Annotated in this window: 14 protein-coding genes; 9 read left to right on the forward strand and 5 right to left on the reverse strand. The window is 46.6% G+C overall.

The features are described from left to right. Positions 1–50 precede the first annotated feature (50 nt). A complete protein-coding gene (locus tag BLR32_RS13585) occupies positions 51–596 on the reverse strand; it encodes a hypothetical protein (RefSeq protein ID WP_089832618.1) in 546 nt (181 codons plus the stop codon). A 252-nt stretch (positions 597–848) separates the two neighbouring features. Continuing rightward, positions 849–1,580, reverse strand: a complete 732-nt coding sequence (gene surE / locus BLR32_RS13590; protein ID WP_089834154.1) for a 5'/3'-nucleotidase SurE — start codon at positions 1,578–1,580, stop codon at positions 849–851. Positions 1,581–1,641: 61 nt separating this feature from the next. Here surE and BLR32_RS13595 point away from each other — a divergent pair, with 61 nt between their 5' ends. The 3 genes from BLR32_RS13595 (at position 1,642) to BLR32_RS13605 (ending at position 5,325) form a co-directional block, all read left to right on the forward strand. Then, on the forward strand, positions 1,642–2,535 hold the full coding sequence (locus tag BLR32_RS13595) for a diacylglycerol/lipid kinase family protein (RefSeq protein WP_089832621.1): 894 nt from the start codon (positions 1,642–1,644) through the stop codon (positions 2,533–2,535). Between the two features lie 68 nt (positions 2,536–2,603). Then, a complete protein-coding gene (locus tag BLR32_RS13600; protein ID WP_089832622.1) occupies positions 2,604–3,587 on the forward strand; it encodes an ABC transporter ATP-binding protein in 984 nt (327 codons plus the stop codon). Between the two features lie 181 nt (positions 3,588–3,768). Next, positions 3,769–5,325: a UvrD-helicase domain-containing protein gene (locus tag BLR32_RS13605; protein ID WP_089832624.1), complete on the forward strand. Its 1,557-nt coding sequence runs from the start codon at positions 3,769–3,771 to the stop codon at positions 5,323–5,325. 16 nt (positions 5,326–5,341) lie between these two features. Here the strand turns inward: BLR32_RS13605 and BLR32_RS13610 are convergent, their stop codons facing one another. Then, complete coding sequence (locus BLR32_RS13610; RefSeq protein ID WP_089832626.1) at positions 5,342–5,764, reverse strand: response regulator; 423 nt, start codon at positions 5,762–5,764, stop codon at positions 5,342–5,344. 3 nt (positions 5,765–5,767) lie between these two features. Next, entirely contained in the window at positions 5,768–7,237 is a 1,470-nt protein-coding gene (locus tag BLR32_RS13615) for a sensor histidine kinase (RefSeq protein WP_089832628.1), read from the reverse strand. A 436-nt stretch (positions 7,238–7,673) separates the two neighbouring features. Between BLR32_RS13615 and BLR32_RS13620 the strand changes: the two genes are divergently transcribed. The 6 genes from BLR32_RS13620 to recB all read left to right on the forward strand — a co-directional run bounded on the left by BLR32_RS13620 (position 7,674) and on the right by recB (position 21,105). Beyond that, the gene (locus BLR32_RS13620) at positions 7,674–8,300 is read left to right on the forward strand and encodes a (2Fe-2S)-binding protein (RefSeq protein WP_089832630.1); all 627 of its coding nucleotides are present in this window, start codon (positions 7,674–7,676) and stop codon (positions 8,298–8,300) included. Continuing rightward, on the forward strand, positions 8,297–9,280 hold the full coding sequence (locus BLR32_RS13625) for an FAD binding domain-containing protein (RefSeq protein ID WP_089832632.1): 984 nt from the start codon (positions 8,297–8,299) through the stop codon (positions 9,278–9,280). The genes BLR32_RS13620 and BLR32_RS13625 overlap by 4 nt, the downstream gene beginning before the upstream one ends. A 28-nt stretch (positions 9,281–9,308) precedes the next feature. After that, positions 9,309–11,477, forward strand: a complete 2,169-nt coding sequence (locus BLR32_RS13630) for a xanthine dehydrogenase family protein molybdopterin-binding subunit (protein ID WP_089832635.1) — start codon at positions 9,309–9,311, stop codon at positions 11,475–11,477. A 1,136-nt stretch (positions 11,478–12,613) separates the two neighbouring features. Next, positions 12,614–14,419: an exodeoxyribonuclease V subunit alpha gene (gene recD / locus BLR32_RS13640; protein WP_089832639.1), complete on the forward strand. Its 1,806-nt coding sequence runs from the start codon at positions 12,614–12,616 to the stop codon at positions 14,417–14,419. A 15-nt stretch (positions 14,420–14,434) separates the two neighbouring features. Continuing rightward, positions 14,435–17,626 (forward strand): exodeoxyribonuclease V subunit gamma, encoded by a 3,192-nt coding sequence (recC, locus tag BLR32_RS13645; protein WP_089832641.1) that lies wholly within the window; start codon positions 14,435–14,437, stop codon positions 17,624–17,626. Between the two features lie 14 nt (positions 17,627–17,640). Then, positions 17,641–21,105 (forward strand): exodeoxyribonuclease V subunit beta, encoded by a 3,465-nt coding sequence (recB, locus tag BLR32_RS13650; protein ID WP_089832643.1) that lies wholly within the window; start codon positions 17,641–17,643, stop codon positions 21,103–21,105. Between the two features lie 11 nt (positions 21,106–21,116). On the opposite strand, the gene BLR32_RS13655 is transcribed toward recB, so the two are convergent. Continuing rightward, positions 21,117–22,436 (reverse strand): glycosyltransferase, encoded by a 1,320-nt coding sequence (locus BLR32_RS13655; RefSeq protein ID WP_089832645.1) that lies wholly within the window; start codon positions 22,434–22,436, stop codon positions 21,117–21,119. Positions 22,437–22,689: the final 253 nt, after the last annotated feature.

Raw genomic sequence — 22,689 nt, forward strand, 5'->3', positions numbered from 1 at the left:
AGACTGCCATACGAACAGGCAGTCTTCCTTAAGTAGGAGAATTTTTTCAGTTATAGAGGCACAACGTTCACGGTATCCTTGAACTGGCCTTTGACAGTAAGATTGTCTTTGAAATTCAGCTCATATACAATGTCATAAATCTTCTCTGTCTTCTTAACAGTGATAGAACCACTGATCAGCGAACTGGTATTCAGGCGGTGATCTTCAGCCTCTTTAGTGAAATCGCCATTGGCAAATGGCTGTTTGTAGTAGCCGTAGATATAAGAAAAATTCTTTGCTTTGTCGAAGCCCGCAGCCCCGGATGACTTATAGGTATAAGTCGTATTTGGTACAATCTCAGTAGTGTCGAAAGAAATACCGAAGACAGTAACATTACCGGTATAATTACTATCCTTACCAAATAATGCTTTATCCGTAAAGTTTATTTGCCTTCCAGCTAAATCCTCATGGACGATGTTACAATAAGGAGTCGCCAAAAATTCCCCGTTGTAAGTGAGGCCATTTACAGAAGATTGGTCAGGAGTTTTCTCATCGTCTTTGCTACATGCAGCAAAGAACACAGTTGCAGCCAGCAGGCTGAGTGCTAATTTTTTCATGGTTTGTAAATTGTTTGTATGGGTATAGGTTAAACATCGTCACTATGACGAATAGCATTCGGTTTCCTTTTTAATCAGATTGACAAATACAGTAAAACGGTGATTCTGTGTACGGGCGGAATACAATCACAACAATCCTACTGGGGTTGCGGGCGCAAATATAGTAATATTATTTATAATGCAAATATGTAGGGAGAGATGGATGTCCTGGCGACCGGAAACGATTGCCAGGACGAAAAGTACATGGTTCTATCAGGATTGGCCGTTAAGGGCCGCTTGTAATTCTGCTTCGTTTGTAAGATCAAGCCGCAAAGGGGTAATGGAAACAAAGTCATTCTCCACGGCCCATCGGTCGGTACCTTCCTCTGCAGGCTCCAGGGGAGTAACAGTGAACCAGTAGTGTTTACGGTTCATGGGGTCGGTACCGGGTACGATCTTTCCGTCATACAGGCGTACCGATTGCCGCGTCCACCGGATACCTTTTGGCTGAGGTGGAAAATTGACGTTAAACAGGCTCAATCCGGGCTTTTCGAGCAACAGTTGAAGCACCATTTCTACATAATTCTCAAAAGCCGGAAAATTGGGTTCTGACTTACCCACGGGGGTGCTCAGTGCAATACCTTTAATACCGAGTAGTACAGCCTGCTTGGCAGCAGCCAGCGTACCTGAATGCCACATCCCGTTACCGAGATTGGGCCCCATATTGATGCCCGATAGCACAACATCCGTCTTTGCATACAGGTGAGTACCCAACGCCACACAGTCGGCAGGTGTGCCGTTTACCCTATACGCTTCTATACCTTCAAAGTTAATGGGAGAGGCCTTGAAGGAAAGCGGGCGGGAATGCGTTACCGCATGTCCCATAGAAGACTGCTCCACATCAGGCGCTACTATCCTTACCTCTCCGAACTTCCTTGCCACCTTTGCAAGGAAAGCTATACCCGGGCTGTAAATGCCGTCATCGTTGGTAATTAGTATTTTCATACCTATGCGGCCTCCAAATTCATGCCATGGGGCATGGTATCCTTTTTGCAAATAATATGTTATGAAAGCGCATTTACTGCACAACCCCAAAGCGGGTGATAAGGACCATTCAGAAAATGAGCTGATAAAACAGATCAGTGCTCATGGCATCCGTTGTATATACTCGAATGTAAAAAAGGAATGGGTCAAAGAACTTACACCAGATGCAGATTTTATAATCATTGCAGGAGGGGATGGTACGGTCAGAAAAGTCATTCTCGAATTTCTCAATGGTAAAGCACGCGATAAAAGATATCCCATTGCCCTGTTACCCATGGGCACAGCCAATAACATCAGCAGGTCACTACACCTGATGGGCGATGCGGATGATATCATTGAATCCTGGCGCCGGCAGCATATTCAGAAATTCGATATAGGAAGGATAGCTGGTTTTCATGAAGAAATGTTCTTCCTCGAAGGCTTCGGATTTGGCATATTCCCGGTATTGATGGCGGCCATGAAACAACTGGAAGAACCAGACGAGCCGGAAGAGAAACTAAAAATGGCTCTGGAAATGCTGCATGATGTTGTAGCCGATTATACTGCCCAGGAATGCCGGCTGGAGATTGACGGTGTGGACCACTCCGGCAAATACCTGATGGTAGAGGTCATGAATATCCGATCCATCGGCCCCGGATTAAACCTTAATGCAGATGCCGATGTGGGAGATGGAGAAATGGAAGTGATATTGCTGGGAGAAGATAAAAGAAAAGCCTTTTCAGCATATATCAGGGATAGGATCACCTCTGCTGCACATAAAGATTATGATCTACCTGTCATCAAAGGGAAAAATATCAGGATAGGCTGGGAAGATGAACACGCCCATATTGACGATGAACTAATAAAAGCAGGACAGGGCAAAAGCTACATTGTCAGCATTTTGAAGCGGGAACTGAACTTTTTAGTCCCTGCCTGAGCAGCGATAGTTTGCTTCCTGCCCGTATAAATGGTAATTTGCAGCTTTTTATGTGATATTAGCTTTATATGAATCTGTTAGAAGTATCGGGTGTGCGCAAGCAGGAGGGAGACCAGGAGGTGCTGAAAGGTGTCAGCTTCACACAAAAGGAATTCCAGAAAATAGCCATAGCAGGAGAGTCAGGATCAGGTAAAAGCACTTTGCTGAAAATAATAGGTGGACTCACACAGGCGGATGGTGGAGAAGTGCTGTTTGAAAATGTGCGTGTGAAAGGTCCGTTGGAAAGACTGCTACCAGGACAGCCGGGTATCGCTTATCTTTCCCAGCACTATGAATTGCGCAACCACTACAGGATGGAAGAGATCCTGTCATACGCCAATACGTTATCTGACGAAGAAGCGGAAACGCTCTATGAAATATGTCACATCAGTCACCTGATGAAACGCAAAAATGATCAGTTGTCAGGTGGTGAAAAACAGCGTGTGGCGCTGGCGCGACTGCTCACTACTGCGCCGCGTTTCCTCATCCTCGATGAACCTTACTCCAATCTCGATCCTATCCATAAGAACACATTGAAAAAGGTGATCCATGAAATAGGCAAACGTCTCGATATCACCTGTCTGCTGGTATCCCACGATCCGCTGGATACTTTGTCCTGGGCAGATGAGATCATCGTTATGAAAGATGGGCAGATCCTGCAACAGGGACCGCCTCAGCAGGTGTACAGTCAGCCGGTAAATGAATATGCCGCTGCCCTGTTTGGCGCCTACAACCTGATCCCTCCCACATCAGCGAAGGATTTCAAAGGCCTTCCCGGTATCAGTGTCAATGGTAAAAGCCTGTACATCCGGCCCGAACGTTTTGAGATCACTGATAAAGCAGAACACACACTGAAGGGAACAGTAAAGGAAGTACACTTCATGGGAAGCATCTATGAAATAGCCGTACAACTGCCCTCCAGCGTAGTCACAGTCAAAACAGGAAACAGTCATCACCGTGTAGGAGAGGAGATCTATCTGTCTTTATCCCCCGATGATGTATGGTATGCCTGACAACGTCACTAACAAATCATCATCAAACATAACGTTATCAACAAACCGCAATAGGACTCCGGAGGAGTCCAGGTGTTTGTAGCGCGGCGTGACAACCCCGGGAAATCCGTACGATGATAACCCCTCGTTAATTGACAACGTCCCCCATGATAATAATCCCATATGACGTAATTTCGCACCCATGAATTTGACCCAGGAGCAGACCGCCATCATCAAAAGCAAAGGAGACATCAGGATCATCGCCGTAGCTGGTGCCGGTAAAACCACCACACTGGCCGAATATGCAAAGGCAAGGCCTGACAAACGCATTCTGTACCTCGCGTTCAACAAAACCGTTAAGCTGGAAGCAGAGAAGAAATTCGCAGCTATGAAGCTTTCCCATGTGAGAGTAGAAACGGCGCACTCGCTGGCTTTCTATTACATCGTAAGAGGCTCTAATTATACGCTTAAAAGTGAAGGATACAAGGTCAATGAGATCGTAGACATCCTGAATCTGCGGGGCCTGAAGGGCAAGCACACCGAATCTATCCTCGCTACACATATCAACGCTTATCTCGCTTACTTCTGCAACAGCGCACCTGCGAAAGTGCAGGACCTGGACTATGAAGATATCCTGACAGATAAAGAAGCCATCGAATTTGCCACTAAATACAAAAAGGACATCCAGTACCAGACCCGCTTATTCCTTGACAAAATGAACAAGGGAGAGATCCCTATCACACACGATTTCTACCTGAAGAAATTCCAGCTGGCACGTGTTGTACTGGACTACGACATTATTCTTTTTGACGAAGGACAGGATGCTTCCGGCGCCATGCTGGATGTATTCCGTTCACAACAGGGCACTAAGGTGCTGGTAGGCGACAGCCATCAGCAGATCTATGGCTGGCGTCATGCGGTGAATTCACTCGATAAACTGAATTATCCCTTATATACACTCAGTACCAGTTTCCGTTTCGACCAGGACATTGCAGAACTGGCGTCTTATGTAATACAGTGGAAGAAGTTGTACAGTGCTCCCATCACGGTAAAGATCATCGGCTTCGGAAGGTCCCGTAAGAATAATACCCGTGCAGTGGTAGCAAGAACGAATGCAGGCTTGCTGGTGAAGGCGATTGAACTGCTGATCGAAAAGAAAGAGATCAGAACCATTTATTTTGAGGGCAGGCTGGAGAATTATACATATGCCAATGAAGGCGCTTCCGTATATGATATCTTAAATCTCTATACAGGCGATATCGGCCGTATCAGGGATAAGACCATTGCCAGCATGGACAGCATGGAAGACCTGGAAGAGTATATTAAAACGACAGGAGAGGCGCAAATGGGTATGCTGGTGGATATGGTGAAGAAATATGGAACGAAGATCCCCGGTTATATTAAAAAACTGAAAGATTGCCACCTGGACCACGATGATAAGGAGAAAGCAGACATGATCTTTTCCACTGTACATCGTTGCAAGGGAATGGAGTATGATGAGGTGACACTGACGAACGACTTCATCACATACGACAAAGTAGTGAAACAGGCAGAGAACATCGACAAGGTCAATATCTCAAAACTGTCAGAAGAGATCAACCTGTTGTATGTAGCTATTACAAGGGCCAAAAGCCATCTGTATATTCCGCAGGAGATACTGACAGGACAACAGAAAGCAGCGCCGGCTATGAAGAAAAAAAGATCCTCCGCAGCAGAGACGAAAGGAGAAAATTATGTGTATGCAGGAGAAAGAAAGTAATGCTGTTGTGCCTCGGTTAATTCTTCTTAAAGTTCAGCAGATCTATCATCAGGTTAAATGCATCCATCGCAGTAGGACTATTCAGCTTTAAAGGTTTGATGATATATCCTGATATACCCAGTTTCTCTGCGGTAGCTTTGTCTGTACGGTCGCCGGAAGTAGTGAGTATAAAGCGTTTGATCTTTCTGAATTCCTCCCGGTCGCACATATATTCCAGTACTTCAAAGCCGTTCACTTTGGGCATGTTGATATCGATCAGCATCACATCCGGCAATGGTCCGTTATCAGGGTTGATCTGATCATTCAGCAACGTGATGGCTTCCTCGCCATTTTTGGCGTTGGTCAGTTTGTAAAAGATATTCAATTTATCAAGTGAACGCTTAATATCTATCACATCCAGCTTATCGTCTTCTACCAATAAAATATTAATCGGTTGCATTTGTTACTCTTTTGACCAGGTGAATGAAAAGACAGAACCCTTGCCTGGTGAAGAAATTACGTTGATCTGTTGTTTCTTCAGATCTATGATTTTCTTGACTATTGCCAATCCTACCCCAGTGCTTTCGAAGCTATCTCTGTCTTTTAAAGTCTGAAAAATAATAAAAATCCGCTGTTGATAATGCTTTTCAATACCATTTCCATTGTCTTCGATGAAAAATTCATAGTGATCGGGCTGCTCTTTATAATATACTTTAACGCTGGGAGAGGGCTTATCATTGTGTTTAATGGCGTTGCTGATCAGGTTTGAGAAGATCTGGAAGAGCCATAATCTTTCTGCATAAACAACCGGCAGATCGCCGATCTCAACGTGTACATCACCGGTATCAGGCAGGTTGTCTACCGCTTCTTTCACAAGCGCATTGAGCTGTACCTCCTCCTTTTCAATCTCCTCCTTGTCAGCCTTGGCATAGGAAAGCAGTCCCTCAATGAGGTTTTCAGCCCTGTGTACACGCCCTTTGATAAGCTCCATATATTCAGCCACCTTGGGAGTCAGTTCCTGCTGATGATCCTCTTCAATCCAGGATACCACATTACTGATGCCTCTCAAGGGCCCTTTCAGGTCGTGGGACACGATCTGGGCAAACTGGTCCAGTTCCTCATTGGATCGTTTTAACAGGGTAATATTCCCCGACAATTCACTGGCCATATGATTGAGCGCGTTGCCGAGAGAGCTCAATTCATCCTTACCAAGGTCTTTAATAGTCACATCGTAATGCCCACTGGCGATATTGTTGGCCATATCCGTCATAACCCTGATACGGCGGGATATCTTCAGGGTGACGAAGATAATGATGAATAATCCAAGGATAATAGATGTGGAAGTCAGCAGTAAAGATAACCTGTTGGTGCGCGTTACAGAGGCCGCCAGTTCCTCTTTCCGGATATCGCGCATAGCATATTCCGAGGTAGTGAATGCTTTGAATTGTTGCTGCAGGGCCGTTTGTATGCTTCTTTCATGACCGGAGGCAAACTTCTCCTTATACACCCTGTTGAAGGTATCCAGGTGCTCGCGACTGATGCCGGCAGACATCCTGGCCTGTTTCAGCGGATCGGTGTATTCTTCTGTCCACTGATCATTCAGGTCCTTGATCTCCCTGAGCATTCTGCTCTGTGCCGGGTCGGTGATAAGCCCTTCCATTTCCTTCAGGATCTGCGTATTTTCAGTATTGGCAGTGTCATAAGCCTCCACAAATGAGTGTTCACCTGTCAGCAGATAGCCCCTGAGCCCATTTACCATCGTCAGCAGATTCCGCTGGAACCTGCTGCTGTTACGCACCAGGTTGGTGGACCGGGTGAAGTAATCATTGTTCTCCATCACGGCATTTGACAAGCTGAAGTTGACGAATGTAGTGATGGAAAACAGTACCAGGATGGATACGAATCCAAGAAATATGTAATGAGAGATCTTCATTGTACCGGCAAGTCTAGTAAAAAATGAGTATAAACGCAATTTTGAAACGATGAGTGGCTGACAGCGCGTGTATCAAACTATCCTGAAAAATAGTGCAGCTGTTATTACCGTCCGGTATAGTTTTGGCGGCTGTCCTGGCAATGCCTGCACCGCTTACATACATCCATTATGCGGAGATGTATATAACGGGGTGTCTGGCGATACATGCTGGTAAAGGCTTAGGAGCGGGGATGTTGGTTTAATTGATATCTTGCAGGGCTGAGATCTTCCATTCGTCATTTCATGACCCGCGTTATTGAGAAAATTTATTATGTTGAAGCAACGCCATTCAAAGAACGAAGGAAGCTATTGAACAAAACAGAAAACCTGCAATTGCCGGAAGCTTTATACAACAACGAAATCGCACAATACTGTCAAACTGAAACTGAAGCAAACTATGGATGACCAACTCAAAAACGAGGAGCATACCGGTACATCCCGGCGCTCTTTCCTGAAGAAATCCTCTCTGATCACTGCATTGGCGTTTACGCCCGACACTGTGATCAAAGCCGCTGAGAAGGGACTTGATGAGCAGATCGCATCGGCTATTGAAACAATGCCGCTGAACGTTACCATCAATGGAGTGAAACAAAGTGTCAGGATAGAACCACGTGTTACCTTACTGGACCTGTTGCGGGAACGTCTGCATCTGACAGGTACTAAAAAAGGCTGCGACCACGGACAGTGTGGCGCCTGTACCGTACATGTGGATGGTCAGCGGGTGAACTCCTGCCTGACACTGGCCCTGACCACTGAGGGCCGGAATGTGACTACCATCGAAGGACTGGCAGACGGAGACAACCTGCATCCTATGCAGAAGGCTTTCCTGGAGCATGATGGTTTCCAATGCGGTTATTGCACACCGGGACAGATCATGTCTGCCGTATGCTGCATTCGTGAAGGGCATGCCAATACACCAGATGAAGTGCGTGAATACATGAGTGGCAATATCTGTCGTTGCGGCGCTTACTCCAATATCGTAGATGCTATCATGGACGTAAAACAGGGAGGGAAAAAAGTATGAACCAGTTCAGTTATGTGAGGGTCACCTCTAAAGAATCTGCCATATCCGCTATGGCAAAAGATAAAACTGCGATGTTCCTGGCAGGTGGTACCAACCTTGTAGACCTGATGAAGAGTGGTGTGACGAGTCCTGAAAGGCTGGTAGATATCAACAATGTGCCACTGGCCACAATAGAAGAAACAAAGACCGGCCTTCGTATAGGAGCGCTGGCAAAGAATACTGCTGTTGCGGAAAATGCGCTGGTCATCAAACATTTCCCACTATTGTCGCAGGCCCTGAAAGCAGGCGCTTCTCCGCAGTTGAGGAACATGGCCACTGTAGGTGGTAACATGATGCAGCGTACCCGCTGTCACTATTTCTACGACAATGCATTGCCCTGCAATAAACGTAATCCCGGCTCCGGCTGTGGCGCAATAGGAGGTTTCACCAGGATGCACGCCATCTTTGGCGCCAGCGATAAATGCATCGCTGTACATCCCAGTGATATGTGTGTAGCACTCACTGCCCTGGATGCAGTGATTACAGTGGCTGGTCCTAAAGGCGAAAGGAAAATTCCCTTCGGAGATTTTCACCGTCTGCCAGGCGATACCCCTGAGCAGGATAACAACCTGCAGCGGGGAGAGCTGATCATTGCAGTAGACATTCCTTTCAACCAGCTGTCAGCACATACGCATTACCTGAAAGTACGCGACCGTGCATCTTACGCCTTTGCGCTGGTATCAGTAGGTGCAGCGATGCAGATCAAAGGTGGCAACATAGCCGACGTGAGATTGGCCATGGGTGGTGTAGCGCATAAACCCTGGCGTTTGAAGGAAGCAGAGGCCTGGCTGAAAGGCAAGTCCGCCACAGAAGAGAACTTCCGCAAGGCTGCCAGCATGGCAATGACCAATGCGAAGTCGCAGGGTGGCAATGCATTCAAACTCACCTTAGCGCCCAACACAATTGTGGAAGCGCTGAAAACAGCTGCCGCACAGGCATAACATCTTCTAAACGTTAAAAACCCACCATATGGGAACCGATAAAAAAAGTGAGCCGATCAACCGGGTAGATGGCAGGGCCAAAGTGACTGGTAAGGCAAAATACTTTGCAGAATTTGAAGTGCCGGGAGTAACATTCTGTGTGATGGTGACAAGCCCTATAACACGCGGCACTATTACAACGATCAATACCAAAACCGCTGAACGTGCGCCCGGTGTGCTGGCGGTATTCACTCACCTGAACATGCCTGCCATCCTGGGTTGGGCAGAACAGGGCAATAACAGTAAACTTCCTTCCGGCGGAGAACGATACCGCATGTTAGGCAGCAATAAAATCCTCTTCAACGGTCAGCCTATAGCTTTAGTCATTGCAGATACCCTGGAGCGTGCACAACATGCCGCCTCCCTGGTAACAGCTACCTACAATAAAGCCGAACATCATACCGATCTCCTGAAGAATAAGGAAAAGGCAGCCATGCCTCCCCGTATGGGCGACTATACCCGCGGAACTGATGCCAACGCACACAATACTGCCCCTGTAGTATTAAAGGCCGATTATACTGTTCCCATCGAAGTACACAATCCCATGGAACTGGCGGGTATCCTCGCATTCTGGGAAGGAGACGATAAGCTCACCGTATATGCCAAAACACAGGGTGTCAAATCCACCCAGCGTACTTTGGCAGGCGCCTTTAAACTCGATGAAAAGAACGTCCAGGTATACTCTGAATTCGTTGGTGGAGGCTTTGGTATGGGACTACGTACCTGGCCACAGGAAGTAACAGTGGCCGCTGCTGCACGCGCATTGAAAAAGCCGGTAAAACTCGTACTGACCCGCGATCAGATGTTCACACTGGTAGGGCATCGTCCATACACCATTCAGCATATCAGCATGGGTGCTACCCGGGACGGCCAGTTAATGGGCATTTACCATGAAGCTACCGGTGAAACTGCCAGTTACGACGACTTCACGGAAGGAACCGTTGGCATGACCCGCTTCATGTATGCCTGTCCGAACGTTACCACCAAATATCGCATCGTACCACTTGACAGAGGCGTACCTATCTGGATGCGTGGTCCCGGAGAAGCCACCGGTGCATTCGCACTGGAATCAGCCATCGATGAAATGGCCTACAAGGTGAATATGGATCCCCTGCAATTCCGCCTGAAGAACTTCGCAGAAACGGATCCTGAAAAGAACAAACCATTTTCCAGCAACAATCTGAAAGAAGCATATCAGCTTGGCAGTAAGAAGATCGGCTGGGCCAAACGTAATCCGGTTCCAGCCTCTATGAAGGAAGGAGACTGGCTGGTAGGCTATGGTATGAGTACCGGTGTATTCGGCGCTCACCGTGGTGAATCTACCTGTCGTGCACAGCTGAATGCTGATGGTACTTTACTGCTGCAAAGCGCTACCAGTGATATCGGTCCTGGTACCAGTACTGCCATGGTGCAGATAGCCCATGAGGTAACTGGCCTGCCTATAGAAAAGATCCATTTTGAGCTGGGTAGTACGGCTTTCCCGCCTTCAGGTAGTCAGGGTGGTTCTTCTACCGTATCCTCCGTAGGATCTGCCGTATTTGACGTCTGTACCGCCCTGAAGGGTATGCTGACAGAAGCCGGCCTGACCTTCGACAATGGCACCGTGAAGCCAGCTGCTGGTAAGTCTGACAGTTTGCAGGAGGTACTCTCTAAACAGAACAAGACTTTCTTTGAGATAACAAAGTCCTCCAAGGGCGGTGCAGAGCAGGAGAAATATTCCCTGTATTCTTTCTCCATTCACTTTGCAGAAGTGCGGGTACATCCTGCTACGGGTGTTGTACGTGTGAAAAGAGTAGTGACCGTAGCGGATTCCGGTAGGATTGTAAGTCCTAAAACAGCCGCCAGTCAGATGATCGGTGGTGTAACCGGTGGTATCGGTATGGCGCTCACAGAGGAAGGTATCATTGATCATCGCTTCGGGCGTTTTGTGAACAATAACCTTGCAGACTATCATGTTCCTGTAAGTGCTGATGTTCCACATATTGAGACGATCTTCATTGATAAGCCAGATCCGGTCACCAATCCAATGGGCTCCAAAGGTATGGGAGAAATCGCCTTGATCGGTTTCTCTGCTGCAGTTGCGAATGCTGTTTATCATGCTACAGGTAAGCGGATAAGAGAGCTGCCTATTACACCGGATAAGATATTGTCTGCGTAATATTTTAGAGGCCTCCGGAGATGGGGGCCTTTTTTTGGCGCATTTGGCTTTCGACTACGGCTTCAGAGTGGGATCCTGGCTGAGTTCTTTGAAGCGCTATTGGGTATTTTTCTTTGGATTTATGTTGCTTCCTGCCATATTATTGGGCCTTCGGCTGCGGCTTCAGAGTGGGACCCTGGCTGAGTTCTTTGAAGCTTCGTGCTATTGGGTGTCTTCAAGCGGATGGGCTTCGGAATATATATTAAACCCCTGGTAGGTCGTATCGGCTTCGCTTCAAACAACTTAGGCCAGGGTCTCCACCTGAAGCCTCCCGCTACTTATGAGTGTCCGGTGATATTTGTGAGTAATATGAATCAGGGAGCCATATCAAATATGCTAAACGAATGCTATAAGCTAAATCTCTGCTTTGGCATTACATACGTCTTCACACAGGTCTTTCTGCTATAGGATCATCTGAAGTTTTGGAAAGGGCCTTCGGTAGTAACTGTGGTAACACGTAATAATCTGGAAATATGACATCCTGCCTCATATCTATATCATATCTGGATTCTATTATTCTATAAACAAATTCCCGTTTGGCACTGCATACGTTCGTCCATGGATGTAAGTGGAACGCCCCGCGGATGGCTTCGGTGGAGACCCTGGCCTAAGTTCTTTGAAGCTACGTTGATACGACCTACCAGGGGTTTAATATATATCCTGCCGCCCATCCGCTTGAGAATGCCAATAGCACGAAGCTTCAAAGAACTCAGCCAGGGTCCCACCTGAAGCCAGGAGCCCTGAAGGCGGATGTCCAACGCCTAAAGACTAAGAATCCATTGTGCATATATTCCTCTCAAATGGGGATAACTTTTATCCCAGCTATCCCTGCTTCGAGAGATTACAAGTCCACCACACAGGCATATCACAGGCATATCAAAGGCATATCAAAGGCATATCAAAGGCATGGATAAAGCATACCAACGCGACCCAATTTTGACCCATGCCAATAATCCCAGGCAAGCCCTTCTGTCAATTGCCTGAAACCTCCCGCCGTCACCAGACAAACCCGAAAATCCCCCTATGAAACAACAACAATAAAAATCGTAATTTCACAGATTGCCTCAGCCGCGAGGCGAGAGACAGCGAAACGAGATATGCATACAATCAACGACGTCCACCAGCAATTTGCAGAATACTTCCAGATACCGGCCCTAAAGCCGTACGCCTACCTGCTTTCAAGAAAGCTGAGTGAAGGCCATATCTGCCTGCACCTGGATAAACGTATTGAAAATGGTGGAGAACTCCCTGCATTCTGCGACAACCTGCCAGTCGGCAGTAAACAGTTGCAACAGATACCGCTGGTAGCAAAAAATGGCAGTGACACACAGCCCTTTGTGTTGTACCAGGAACGGCTGTACCTGCAACGGTACTTCCGCTATGAAACGATTTTCCTGCACCGCATCCATCAGTTCCTCGCTACTGAAAAGACCGTACTGCGGGAAAGGTTGGAAATGTTGGAAACAAACCGTGCATTCATCAGTAAACTGTTTGCCGCAGGTCCCGCATTCAAAGCCGACGGTGGTGACCCGGCGGACTGGCAACTCAGTGCTGCCGTAACAGGAGTGCTGAACAATTTTACGATTATCACCGGCGGTCCCGGTACCGGTAAAACTACTACCGTTGCAAAGATCCTGGCGATACTATACAATCTCGATCCATCTCTGAAAGTAGCACTGGCGGCGCCTACAGGGAAAGCAGCAGCACGTATGGCAGAGAGTCTGCGGAATACACAGCTGCCGGTGGATGAAACGATCACCGCGCAGTTTCAGAGCCTGACACCTAGCACCATTCACAGGTTGCTGCGGTCTAAAAAAGATAGTCCCTACTTCGTACATAATGCAGACAATCCGCTGAACTTCGATGTCGTGATCGTAGATGAATGCTCGATGATCGATGTCGCTTTATTTGCCAAACTACTGGATGCCATTGGCGCAGGAACCAGGCTGATACTACTGGGCGATAAAGACCAGCTGGCTTCAGTGGAAGCAGGCAGCTTATTCGGTGATCTCTGTCAGGCACAGGGTACACTGAACCTCTTTACGGCTGAAAGACTGGCACTGATCAATTCTTTTATCCCGGATGAACAAAGGAAACTACCATTGACACAGGTAAAAGAACAGGACCCACATCCACTTTTCCAGCACCTGGTAGAGCTGCGGCGTAGTCACCGGTTTAGCGGAGAGAAGGGGATCGGTAAATTCAGTAAAGCTATCATCGCCAATAACCAGACCGCTATACAGAGTTTTCTGCCCCCCGGTGCAGATGAACAGGTGATAATCGATCAGGAATATTCGAAGGAGTTGTTCAGGGATTTTGTATCAGGTTACAGCGCGTTTATTGTAGAGAATGATATCCGTACCGCCCTGCAGCTGCTGAATGATCTTCGGGTACTATGTGCCATCAGGGAAGGAGAGGAAGGCCTGTATGCCATTAACAAGACGATTGAAAAGATCCTGCATGATAAAAGACTGATTAAGGTGAATGCCGACTTTTATGAGAACAGACCCATCATCCTGACGCGTAACTATTACGAACATGGCCTTTTTAACGGCGATACGGGCATTATCCGTCCGGATGAACTAGGGGTGCTCATGGCATGGTTTGAAGACAGTAACGGGGAGCTGAAGGCCGTTTTACCAGGCTACCTTACGGAGGCAGAAACGGTGTTTGCCATGACCATCCATAAAAGCCAGGGATCAGAGTTTAAAGAAGTGATGGTGATCCTGCCAAAAGCGAAGGATGTGCCTATCCTGACACGGGAATTATTGTATACTGGTGTGACCAGGGCAAAACAGAAGGTGTATGTGCAGGCATCGGCAGCAATACTGATGCAGACAGCAGCACGTTTTGTGGAAAGAGCCTCGGGTATAGGTCAGCGCTTTACAGATGACCATCCCTGAAATTGAATAACACTTATGGCACTATATCTGAAAGTGTCCAATTCCCTGGAGATACTCTCCATGGGACTGGCACAGGAACTTAAAACTTCACACAGCCGGGTGTTTGAACAACATCTCATCGTTACACAAACGGAAGGGATGAACAACTGGCTGAAACTGCAAATGGCAGAATACCTCGGTATTGCTGCCAATTGCCGCTTCCTGAAACCAAATGATCTCATCCATCAGATCTATTTCCTGATGGATGGCCACTATACTGAAATGCTTTCCGGCAGGAACCTTACCTGGCTGCTGTATAAGCTGCTGGGAGAAGATGCCTTCCGCGAAACCTATCCCGCCGTAGCTACTTATTATCACAGTACTGAACCGGATAGTGACCTGAAAAGAATGGCACTGGCAGAAAGAACAGCTGACCTTTTTGACCAGTACCAGATCTATCGCCCCGAAATGATCCGTGAATGGAATGAACAGGCGGAAGATCCACTCGCAAAGATGGACTGGCAGCAATATCTCTGGGGCAAAGCCAAGAAGGTATCAGGTAATGCGCTGCCGGATAAAACGATCGTCGGACAGCACATACTCGATATGCTGAAGAACCCCGATCAACAGGCCCTGCTGGCAGACCGTATGAATACCGTACACCTGTTCGGTCTCTCCATCATCACGGCATACCACGTGCAGATACTGCATGAACTGTCGTCTTTCATCGATGTGCATTTTCACATTATCAACCCTTCTCCGGAACTCTACTGGTTTGATGATAAGAGTGAGAAACAACAGGCCCGCTGGCGACTAAAAGGTCGTCCTTTGCTGGAATCAGACGTAGCTGGTAATCCGTTGCTGATGGGCTGGGGACGTGTAGTACAGGATACCTTCGGACTGTTCTTCCAGTATGATGCTTTTATCAACGCCTACGACAGCGAAGGAATTGTAGTACCGGAACCAGATACATTGCTGAATAAGATCCAGCATGATATTTTCAATAATGCCAACGAGAACAGGAATCCCATCTTCATGGAAGACATTGAAGACGGTTCTATCACCATCAATAATTGTTACACCGTTGCCCGTGAAGTAGAAGTCTTGTACAACTACCTGGTACATCTCATCGATAGAAAAAGAGAAACTTTATCTCCCCGTGATATTGTCGTGATGGTAAGGGATATCGATGCATATGCACCTTATATCAAAGCAATCTTCAACAACGCACCTTATAAGTTCCGTTATACTATCGCAGATGAAAGTTATGCAGATAGTGATAACCTCTTTAACGCATTGCATGCCATCCTCAGGATCAATGAAGAGAATTTTAAAGCGGAAGAGGTGCTGCAGTTGCTGGATTCATCTTATATCAGGAAACGTTTTGGGATCAATAATGTGCCATTGGTTCGTTCTGTAGTTGATCAGGCGAATATCCGTTTTGGGATACATGGTGCAAAGGAAGATGAAACCTTCCTCGTGAGCTGGAAGTATGGTATCAGGCGTATCATGTTTGGCATTTGCATGAGTGGTGGTGAAGAATATGGTAAAGGTGATGACAGCTTCTTCCCGTTGGATATCCTGGAAGGCGGCGATAGCCTCGAGGTGATACGCTTCTGTCACTTTGCAGAAGTATTGATCACGGCTGTGGAAGAGCGTAAGAAAGAACGCAGCATCAGCGGGTGGGTAGAGTATATAGAAAATCTGCTGCACAACATGGTGTACGAGCCTGATGAGGAAGTGGATGAAGATTATAATACCCTGATGCAGCAGCTGGCAGACTACAACCTGCTGAACGAATATATGAGCGATACGGTAACCTTTGATGTGTTCAGTCACAGCTTCCTGCAAACACTGACCGGTACCACCCGTACAGGCCTGTTTGTGAATGGTGGTATCACCTTCTGCTCACTGATCCCCATGCGTAGTATTCCTTTCAGAGTTGTAGCTATGCTGGGACTGGATTATGATAAGTTCCCCCGTCGCGAGCAGCCCATCGGCTTTAACCTGATGGAGAAGAACAAACAGAGAGGTGATCGTAACGTAAAGGATAACGATAAACACCTTTTCCTGGAAACAGTATTGTCGGCCCGTCAGTATCTATACATCAGTTATGTAGGGCAGAGCGCCAAGGATAATAGTCGTATGCCGCCTTCCGCATTGGTGGATGAACTGCTGGATTACATAGAATCCGGTACAGATGAACCTGACCTGGTGAGAAATCAACTGGTAACCAGACAACCTTTGCAAGGCTTCAGCAGGAAATATATGACGGGAGATGAGCGTTTGTATAGTTACCTGAACACAACTGTGCCTGAACGTCCAATTACGAGGGCGGGTAAGGTAATGGAGCCGTTAGCGTTGGAAGAAGTAGACCTGGATGAACTGGTGCGCTTCTTCAAAAATCCTTTCAAAGCATATTATAACAAAGTACTAGGCATCTACTATAATGATGAGCAGGTATTGTTGAATGAGACGGAGATCTTTCAACTGGATAGCCTGCAACGGTGGAATCTGAAGAATGAGCTCCTGCAAATGGATGCAACTGCCATTGCCAACATGAAGATCCGCCTGGTGAAGACTGGTCGTCTGCCATTGAAGAATATGGCGTATGTGGCTTTGCAGCAGATTGAATCCGAAGTGCAGCCGGTGCGCGATAAATACAGGACCTGTATCAATGGCGCAGAAGAACAATCTGTACAGGTGAACCTGGATATAGAGGGCACACTGCTGAAAGGCACTATTCATAGTGTGTTTGATGGTAAACTGGTGCAGGTGTCATGGTCGAAACGCGAGGATAAATACCTGATAGAGGCCTATATCCGCTACCTGGCGGGCAGGGCGGCAGGTGTACTGACAGGCATGTGTTTCATTTCGGGGGCCAGTAAACAGGAGGCCTTCGAGGCAGCGCCACTGGAGCAGGAGGAAGCTTTACGTAGATTAACTGCATTAATGGATATATTCAGGGAAGGATTTGAACACATCACACCATTCTATCCCGACTTTGACATTAAGCCCGCAGATGTGGCAGAACTGGATTTCAGCAAGTTTGTGAAGAAGGTGGATAAGGCATTGGATAAGGGCGACGATAGTACAGTAGATCCTTACATTTTCCGTGAATATGAGAACGGTTTCTTCAATGATGAAGCCACGCTGGATACTTACAAGATCATCTGTAATCATGTACTGCTGCCACTGGCAGAAGTGATACCGGGTTATTACAATTAATAGAGGCAAGAACAATGACTGAGCATATCAACTACCAGGATTTTGACGCAGGCACCGTGCCACTACAGGATAGCAACCTGATAGAGGCCAGTGCCGGTACAGGAAAAACATATTCTATCGCCATTCTCGTATTGAGACTGGTACTGGAGAATGCGCTTTCTGTAAAAGAGATCCTGATGGTGACTTTTACAAAGGCCGCGGTGGCTGAGCTGGAAGAACGTATCCGCCTGTTTGTGCGGAACGCCTATAAAGCCAGCCAGGGACTGGAAATAAAGGATGACAACATCCTGCGGCTGGTAGAAGAAGCAGTTGAACGTAATGGCCTGGAACAGGTGCAGCAACAGCTGAAAGATGCGGTATTGTTCCTCGATGAAACAGCTGTATTGACAATACATAGTTTCTGTCAGAAGACACTGAATGAATTTGCCTTTGAAACTGATCAGCTGTTTGGCGCCGAAATGATACAGGATACCCGCACCCTGATCGAGGAAGAGGTACAGAAGTTTTGGCGTAAGCATGTCACTACCCTGCATATCCGCTTACTGGAAAAGATCTGGGAGCCCGGTATGATGGCCGGCATCAATACAGCCCTCAATGAGCATATGGGAGGTAAGCGTTATTACGCTTATGAGCCGGGTAAACGGTATGAAATTAAAGCAAAGGAGCAGGAGCAATGGTTGCAACAGCTGGATGCTGTTGATGAGAAGAAAGATGCGGCGGAAAAGGACTTACTGATCTTTATTAAAGATAATACAAATAAGCTGAGGGCATTGTGCGAAGGAAACCAGTACGCGAAGAAAGCCCTGTTACCATGTGTAGATAATCCGGAGCAATTCATTGGTGTTATAAAGGAAAAGCGCAGTTCCGCCGGTTACATCGCTAAATTATTCCCTGATCTGTTAGAGCGCCAGGATAAGGTGGCTGCTCTGGATGAGGAGCGTAAAGGTATTGTACAGCAGGTTATCAGTCGCTTGTACTGCTTTGCGATAGAAGAAATTGCAGCAGGTGTGAAAGGTTATAAAAAACGCAATAACCTGCTGAGTTATGATGACATGATCACGAACCTGCACCGGTCATTGGTAGAGAAGAATAACCCCGGACTGGTAAAAGTCTTGCAGGAAAAATATAAAGCAGTATTTGTGGACGAGTTCCAGGATACTGACAGAATGCAATACGAGATCTTCGAGAAAGCATTCGGTACAGATACTATTCTATTTTATATCGGCGACCCGAAGCAGAGTATCTATGCATGGCGTAAGGCGGATATCTTCACATATTTTAAGGCCAGGGCCAGCGTGCAGCATGTGTATGGTATGAACCATAACTTCCGTTCTTCTGAGCCATTTATAGAAGCCATGAACACCTTCTTCCTGCCGGTGGATGATTTCGATACCTTCTATTTCAATGGTGAAGGGAACGCGATCAACTATATAAAAGTAGAAAGCCCGGAGAGGAATACAAAAGGGCTCTTATACAGAGGAGAAGCAGCAGATGTACCTATCACTGTTTTTAATGCTTCCAACAGCAATGAACTGACAGAGAGTGTAGCGGCGCAGGTAGCTTTGCTACTGAGAAGCGGCGAATATACTATCGGCAATGAAGAGGCAACGCGTCCTGTCAAGCCTTCCGATATCGGCATCCTGGTACGTACGGGCAGACAGGGTAGGGAAGTGAAGGCTCAATTAGCTAAACTGGGCGTACCTGCTGTGACCGTAGATGATGCCAGGGTATTACAATCCGAAGAGGCAACCTACCTCTTATACCTGCTGGAGGCAATGCTGGAGCCTAACCGTTCCTCTATTAACCGCGCATTGTTATCTCCCTTTACGAACCTGAAACTGGAAGACGTACTCCAGTTGGATGACGAAGTCACCCTGGCATATTTCGGCAATTATAAGAACCGCTGGCAGCAGGATGGGATCTATACTGCCATGATGGATTTCATTACAGACTTTAATGTTCGTAATATACTATTGCATGCACATCAGGAAAGCGGTGAGCGTGTGATCTCCAATCTGTTCCAGCTAACAGAATTGGTGCATCAGATCCAGAGCCGTAAGAATCTATCCATGACAGAACTGGTATCATGGTTGAAACGCGGCATAGATGGTATGGCTACAGAAGGAGATGAATACGAACAACGTGTAGAGAGTGATGAAGAGGCTGTGAACATTGTAACCATCCATAAAAGTAAGGGACTGGAATACAAGATCGTAATGGCGCCCTTCCTTGATTTTGTAGAGAATAAACATGCAGAGTTCTTCAGCTTCCGTGATCCTGTTACGGGCGATTATGTGGGTGTGGAAAAGAAGCGTATGACAGATGAGCAACGTAGTTCCTATGCCCGTCAGGCAGAGCAGGAGAACAGGCGTTTATTGTATGTAGCCATTACCCGTGGCGTATATAAATGTTTTGTTTTCCGTAACAACAGCAAGTATTACAGCAATTCAACCTTATTAACTTTCCTGCAGGCACTGGTGGCAGCAATGCCAGCTCCCGATATTATTAAGTTTGAACAGGACCTTCCCGTAGCGCCGGAACAGCAGGCTAACCGGAATACCGGAGCAGTAGTAAATACCGGTACAGATACGCCTGTCAGGTTTGTATTGAAGGAGCAGAACTGGCGGAAGATGAGCTATACCATGCTGGCAGCAAAGGCAGAACATAGTCTGAAAGGGCGCCCGTTGCAACAGGAAGATCCTTATGAGACATTCATTTTTCACACGTTAAAGAGAGGAGCGAAGACCGGTAACCTTTTACACTTCCTGTTTGAGAATATCAATTTCTCTGAAGATAGTCGCTGGGAGAAATGGCTGACAGAAACCATCCGCCGCTTTGTACCGGGACAGCAGGAGGTATATGCACCTATGCTGCGTCAGTTGCTGGAGCATGTGTTACATACTGATATTACAGTAGGAGGACAAACTTTCCCATTGTCAGCCGTTATCTGGCATAAACGTATCCCTGAATTTGAATTCGACTTTCCTGTATCGGCTTTCTTCCCTGATATGCTGAATGGCCTTTCTGACGATAGGACCAGCGTCATTGTACGCCGCTTCCATGAGCATGGCAGTCATGAGCTGGAAGGGATCATGAATGGCAAGATGGACCTCTTCTTTGAGCATGAAGGGAAGTATTATATCCTGGACTGGAAATCCAATTACCTCGGAGATTCACCGGAAGATTATTCACCTGCTGCCTTATCTGTTGCGATGAATGAGAACAACTATCATCTGCAATACCTCATCTATACACTGGCTGCCAAGAAATACCTGGAGAGCCGCCTGCATGCATTTAACTATGAAAAGCAGTTTGGTGGAGTGATCTATTGTTTTGTGAGGGGCATCAGAAAAGGGCAGCCCACCGGTATTTTCACCAGTAAACCACCCTTGACGAAAATACTGCAGCTGGAGAATAGTCTATCGCCCAATATCAATAAAAAACAGCCACCACAGCAAAAGCTGTTTGATATCTATTAAACCATATTGTCTTATGCAGGCCGCTTCATCAACAGGTCTGCCACATATCCTGCGCTAAGCGGAATAGGGTCGTATTGGTTGAATTCTTCCATCAGCCTGGATATATTCGTTTTATATAAAGGGGTGTCCAGTATTTTGTCAAATGCCTCACTGATCTGATCCGCACCGGGACTTTCCGTATGAAGATTGATGCCATATTTCATGTAGCCTATCCTGGCACAGGTCTCGTTCTTACACTCATCCGTGCCTGCAGCAATGATAGGAAGCCTGTTCTTTAGGCTTAACAACACACCGCCATATCCTCCGTTGGTAATAAATGCATCCGCATAAGGCATCACCTCATTAAAGGGGATATAATCTTCAATGATGACATTCCGGTAGGGATATAGGGCGCGCAGTGCTGCAGTGTGTGATCCACCTGTTGTGACGATAGTCAGCACATTTGTATCACGGAAGGCTTCCAGTGCAGGTATGATGATCTTACTGACATCTTTTTCTGTTCTGCCCTGCGTCACCAGCACAACCTTCCTGTATTGCTGTAGTCTTTCATCAAACCAGGGTATTCCTTTTTTACCTGTCGAATAGGGCAGCAGGGCACCTATATAGCGTATGTTACTACCCATATCGCGGCGCTGATATTCAAGCCCGGGAGTGCCTATCTGCAACACCAGGTCGGCATGCTTTACAATGCTGTCCAGCATATTGACGCCTTTGGTGCTGATGCCGTATTTTCTGAAGACCTGTTCATACGCTTTGTAAGATTGTTTGAACAGTATTTTATCTGTGAGAAAACGTAAGATGGCCTGTCTTAATCTTCCTAATGGATGGTGGGATGGTGTCATGCCCAGGCCATAAGGAGGCAGGTCTCTCGAAGCTTCTGTCAATGGAATAACACCAATGGCAATCACCGGCACCCCCAGTATCTTACGAACAATAGGAGCAGCAGTGAACATATTGTCCACTATGAGAATATCGAAAGGGAATACTTCATAGATGTGACGGATATCTTCAAAGTGTTTAACAGCAGGTTTTGCAAGGATATTGGTCATATCGTAGTTCAGCTTTGCAACCCTGTCTGTGATCCTGGTCCTTTCAGGATGTATCTCATCTACATTCTCACCATGTACATCCTTATGTTGTCTGTGTGTATAATGATAGATATATAACTCGTGGAATTTAGCGGTATAGTATTTCGATGCATACCATCTTACGTCGCATCCACAATCCTGTAAATACTTGGCTAAGCCTGTCAGCGGATCTATATGGGCATCAGTTGAGATAGTAGCAAATAATACTTTCTTACCGGCAAGTTGTTCAATACTACTTATCATAATACGTGTTAAAAGGGTATGTGATAATGCTTGTAATAAATTGAGTTACCTGACTTAAAGCATTAACGTTAATGGCTATGTCGTATGTCGACAGGAACGTTGTAGAGGAATTGCAGGTTCAGCGGGTAAGTAGAAGTTGCGTAGTTCACTATAGTAGTACAAAGCTAAGGGATTTCTGATGATAAAATACATGCCTGCTGAAAAAGATAACATTATTCCTCTTTTATGATAATCTATTAATTGTCAGCATAAC

It is taken from the genome of Chitinophaga filiformis (assembly GCF_900102545.1).
Lineage (GTDB): Bacteria > Bacteroidota > Bacteroidia > Chitinophagales > Chitinophagaceae > Chitinophaga > Chitinophaga filiformis.